Annotated in this window: 5 protein-coding genes; all 5 read right to left on the reverse strand. The window is 69.3% G+C overall.

What is annotated here, in order from left to right; all coding sequences use genetic code 11:
- Window positions 1–856, reverse strand: an 856-nt coding sequence (locus WEB06_20120) for a Fe-S oxidoreductase (protein MEX2557924.1), incomplete at its 3' end; no start/stop codon positions are given.
- Window positions 857–875: 19 nt separating this feature from the next.
- Entirely contained in the window at window positions 876–1,841 is a 966-nt protein-coding gene (locus WEB06_20125; GenBank protein ID MEX2557925.1) for an electron transfer flavoprotein subunit alpha/FixB family protein, read from the reverse strand.
- 9 nt (window positions 1,842–1,850) lie between these two features.
- Window positions 1,851–2,621, reverse strand: coding sequence for an electron transfer flavoprotein subunit beta/FixA family protein (locus WEB06_20130; protein ID MEX2557926.1), 771 nt, complete (start codon window positions 2,619–2,621; stop codon window positions 1,851–1,853).
- A gap of 16 nt (window positions 2,622–2,637) precedes the next feature.
- Entirely contained in the window at window positions 2,638–3,732 is a 1,095-nt protein-coding gene (locus WEB06_20135) for a radical SAM protein (protein MEX2557927.1), read from the reverse strand.
- 8 nt (window positions 3,733–3,740) lie between these two features.
- A partial coding sequence (locus WEB06_20140) for a biotin/lipoate A/B protein ligase family protein (protein MEX2557928.1) occupies window positions 3,741–4,833 on the reverse strand: 1,093 nt, incomplete at its 5' end.

Raw genomic sequence — 4,833 nt, forward strand, 5'->3', positions numbered from 1 at the left:
CCCCGTCGGCGACGCGCGGCAACGTCGCCGACGTGCTTCGTCCGTCGGTGAAGGTCAGGTTCGCGACGTCGGTGAGCATGTGCATCGCTTTCGAGAACGGGATGTACCCGATGAACAGCAGCGCCATGCTCGCGTGCGCCCACCAGGTCACGAGGTGCGCGTCGGTGGCGGCGGCGGTGCTCATGCCGGCCGCCTCGAGGCCGCGCGCGGCGACCCATCCGACCGGAGACCAGATCTCGTGCGACGGGAATCCGTTCGCCACGATCCGGAGCCCTTCGAGCAGGAAACCTCCGATCCCGAGCCAGAACAGGAAGTGCCAGAACAGCCAGTCTCCGCGCTTGTACGGCTTGCGCGAGTACGAGCCTTCCGGCCGGTCGACCCGGGTGTAGTCGAGCGCCGCGGGCTTCTGGAAGCGCCGGCGCCAGGCGATGTACAGCAGGCCGAGGATGTACGCGGCTCCGAGCGTGTCGAGGATGAACGAATACGACACGTAGAAGGTCCCGCGGAAGAATCGCGCGTCCTCCCCGAACAACAGCCGCACCACGTCGTAGTCGATCGTGAGGATCACGGTGCCGATGAACAGGGTCGTGAATCCCCAAAGGATGGCTGCATGAGCGAGCCCGGTCCTGAGGTTGCGTCGCGCGACCGTCTTGTTGCTCCCGACGAGGCCGACCGCGCGGCCGAAGCGCCGCGCCGGCCGGTCGAGACGACCCGCCCTCCGTCCCCGGCGGTACTTGCGGATCCGGACCGTGGCGCCCACGAGGAACGACGAGGTCATAATGAAGGCGAGGACGTAGAACATGAGCTTCATCCAGTGGGGGAAGTTCTCGAAGACCTCGCGTGTCGGATCCTGCACCGCTGGCTCCCGTCCGTCCTCAGCCCTTCAGCTTCTCGGTGAGCGCCGGAACCACATCGAAGAGGTCGGCCGTGATCCCGTAGTGCGCGACGTCGAAGATGGGGGCCTTCTCGTCGGTGTTGATCGCGATGATCAGCTCCGCGTCGCGCATCCCCTCGAGATGCTCGGGAGCGCCGCTGATGCCGGCGCACAGGTAGAGCTTCGGCTTCACCGCGAGCCCGGACTTGCCGACCTGTCGCGTCTTCGGAAGCCACCCGTTGTCGGTCACCGGGCGCGAGGCGGACAGTGCGCCGCCGAGCGCGTCGGCCAGCTCCTGGACGACCTCGAGGTTGTCGGCGTTCTGGATCCCGCGTCCGACCGACACGAGGATGTCTTGCCGGGTGATGTCGACGTCACCACCCTGCGGCTCGATCAGCTCGAGGAACCGGGTGCGAACGCCTTCGAGCGCCGCCGGCGCCTTGACCTCCTCGAGCTCGGGTGAACCGCTCACCCGCCCCGCATCGGCCGGGAACGCGCCCGCCTGCACCGTCACGACCGCGGCTCCATCGATCGCGATGTCGACGTCGGCTTTCCCTCCGTAGAGCCGGCTCGTCGCGACGACCGTCGCGCCTTCGGCGGAGAGGTCCGTCGCGTACGCGACGAGCGGGACGCCGAGGGCCGCCGACAGCCCGGCGCCGAGATCGATCCCGACCGTGGTGTTGCCGAGGAGCACCAGCCTGGCGTCGCGCCCGGCCAGCACCTCGCCGATCGCTGCCTTGTACGCCTCCGGCGAATACGACGCGAGCCTGCCGTCTGCGATCGACACCACTTGCGCCGCGGCGCCGAGCTGGGGCGCCAGCGAGGCGGCGTCGTCGCCGCCGGCGACCACCGCGACGCACCGGGTCCCAAGCGACGACGCAAGGGCCGCGCCCGCGCCCAGTACTTCGAAGCTCACCGGCGCGACGACTCCGTCGCGCTGCTCGACGATCACGAATACGTCGCCCATATCTTCCCCCTAAGCCTTCACGAGCCCCCGCTCCCGGAGGAGCGAGAGGATCTTGTCGACGATCTGGTCGGTGGAGCCGGCGATCATCTCCGCGTGGGTGGCGGATTCCGGCTTGGCGAAACGGCGGATGGTGAGCGGGTCGGCTTCGACGGCCGTCGCGGCGACCTCCTCGATGGTGGTCTCTTTCATCGCCTGACGGACCCGTGACACCGGCGCGTACCGAGGCGGTTGCGCTGCCGCCTGGACCCCGAGCACGCACGGCAAGGGGGCTTCCAGCCTGGCCATCACGCCGCCGCCGTGCTCCTGGAGCACCCGTATCGTCCCTCCATCGGCCTCGATGCCGCTCACCACCGAGATGTGGGGCAACCCCAGGGCCGACCCGAGCAGCGGCGCGAGCTGGCCGTCGAGATCCTCGGCCGACTGCACGCCGGTGCAGATCAGGTCGAACGGTCGGTCGCGGACCACGTCCGCGACGATGCGCGCCATCGCGTGCGAGCCCGCGGGCCGGTCGGCGAAGTCCCCCGTGATCTTCACGAGCACGTCGGCGCCCTTCGCCGCCGCGGTGAACAGGACGTTGTCCACCTCGCCCATGTCCAGCGCGACGACCGTGACGCGGCCGCCGTGTGCCTCCTTGAGCAGGAGCGCCGCCTCGAGGGCCTGATCGTCGAACTCGTTCAGGACGTAGCGCAGGTACTCGCGGTCGAGGTCCGTGCCGCTCGACGCGATCTCCAGCTCGTCCACGAGATCCGGAACCTGCTTGATGGGAACGATGATCTCCACGTGACGCACCTCCGTGTCAGTCGAGGATCTCCTCGAGGCGAAGGTCTGCCTCGATGCCGCGCGTGTCGTCGATCAGGGGCAAGAACGGAAAGTCGCGGAACGGCTCGCTCGGGCGGTACGAGCCGTAGGGCCGGGTGCAGCCCGGCTCGCCGTCCGGGCCCGGGCATCCGTTGGTCATGAACGCCTCGCCCCGGCGAACGTGCTCGGAGACCCACGCGCGCGGCGCGTCGAGCCGGACGAGGGCGCCGTCGCCGTCGAATGCGAGCTGATCGGATCGAAGCCCTTCGCGCTCGATCAGGTGCTTGACGAGCTGGATGCGGCGCCAGCGTCCCAACGGCGCGCGGGGCGCGGCCGCCATGCGCGAATCGGGCTCCGGGTTGAACGAGAACAGGTACGGGAAGATCTGCCGGTCGCAGAGACGGAAGAACAGCTCGCAGAGATCCCGGTCGGTCTCGCCGAGCCCGACGAGCGTGTGCACGTTGACCTTCCACGGCCCGAACACGTCGCGGGCGTCGTCGATGACCTCCCAGTACTTCTTCCAGCGGAGACCGCCGGCGGGGACGTCGGTACGGTGACGGCGGAACAGGTCGGGAGTGACGGCGTCCAGCCCGACCCCGATCATGTCGACGCCGATCTGGCGGAAGCTTCGGATCCGCTCCTGATCGAGCGTCGGCGGCGCGACCAGGATCGACAGCGGGGTCGGGACCTTCGCCCGGATCCTGCCGGTGATTTCGACGGTGTCGCGGTAGGCGTGTCCGTGCGTGACCATCGAGATGCAAAGACGCGTGAGCTTGGCCGCGTGGAGAGCCATCCGGTCGACCAGCTCGTCGGTGGACACGAGCGGCCAATCGACACGGATGAACGACTTGTCCTCGTAGGTACCCGGTCGCGTGCGCGCGAGACCGCAGTACGAGCAGTCCGAGAGACATCCCTGGTCCGGGTAGTTCAGGAGCAGGTTGATGCCTCCGAACTCGAAGTCGCGGGTGAAGCGTCCGGACCGGAACCGAAGCGCGATGGCGCTCGCCGTGCTGATCCGGACCCAGTCGGGCGAGGATCGCCGTTCCTCCGGCTGGTCCACCGCGATCGGCAGGTGCTCTCTGGTGATCGCCATGACGCCCCCTATCCCCTGACCACGGTCGCGTCCGACGCCGCCGAGGTGACGGCCGGGTAGTAGCACGAGCCCGTCGCCCCGCGACGCGAGCGTGCGTCGAGCACCGCCTGCCAGAGTGCCTCCGAAAGCTCGGTGTCGGAGACACGCTCGAGCCCGCCGCCGCGGGCGAAGCCGAGCTTCACCGCCTCCTCGACCCGAGTGCGGTCGGCCGCTACCCATCGCAGCGCCGCCTCGAGCTCGGCGACGGCGCGGTCGCCGGCCATGAAATCCCCTCCGACGAGCACGTCCTCGATCGCTTCGCCGGATAAGCGCACGGCGATCCGGAGGAGCCCGCCGGGTGTTTTCAGGATCGAGGTTCCCTGCGGCGCTCCGGAGGTCCGCGAGTGGACCCATCCCGGGCGGCCGTAGCGCCGGGCGATCAGCGCGCCCGTCTCGGAACGGTCCGCCTCGTCGAGTACGTCGTTCTCGAGCCCGATACCGAACGATTCCTGGTATCCCGCTTCGATCACGCGACGGATCTCTCCGGTCTCGACCGCCGAGCCCGTCTCTGCGCGGACGGTCGTGATCCGCTCCCGAACCGACGCCACCGCCTTGTCGGCCAGCTTGGCGACCGGGACGTTCAACACCGACAGCATGAACGGCACGTCCAGATCGACGAGCACGCTCGCGTGGAACAGCACGGCGTCGTGCACGTCGGTGTAGACGCCGAGCCCGGCGATCTTGCGTCCGCGCACGGCGACGTCGTTCTTGCCGCGCACCTCACCGTCGATCCCGAGCCGCGCGAGCCCGCGGACGATCCCCTCCCCGAACCGCGCGATCATCGCGCGCGCATGAGGGGGAGTGATCGGGTCGCTCAGCGACGCAACCAGCGCCAGCCCGATCTGATCCCGTCCCATGACGATCGCGCCGCCGCCGGTCGGCCGCCGGTTCACCTGGGTGCCGGTCCGTTCGCACGCCTCCAGGTCCAGCTCGGCGGCTGCGTCCTGGAACCGGCCCACGAGCGCGCAATGCGAGCGGTAGGTGTAGAGCCGCAGCGTCGGAGCGGACGGGCCGGAGGCGTAGCGAGCCATCAGTCCTTCGTCGGTCGCGAGCCCCCGGGCG

It is taken from the genome of Actinomycetota bacterium, from assembly GCA_040905475.1.
Taxonomy (GTDB): Bacteria; Actinomycetota; AC-67; order AC-67; family AC-67; genus DATFGK01.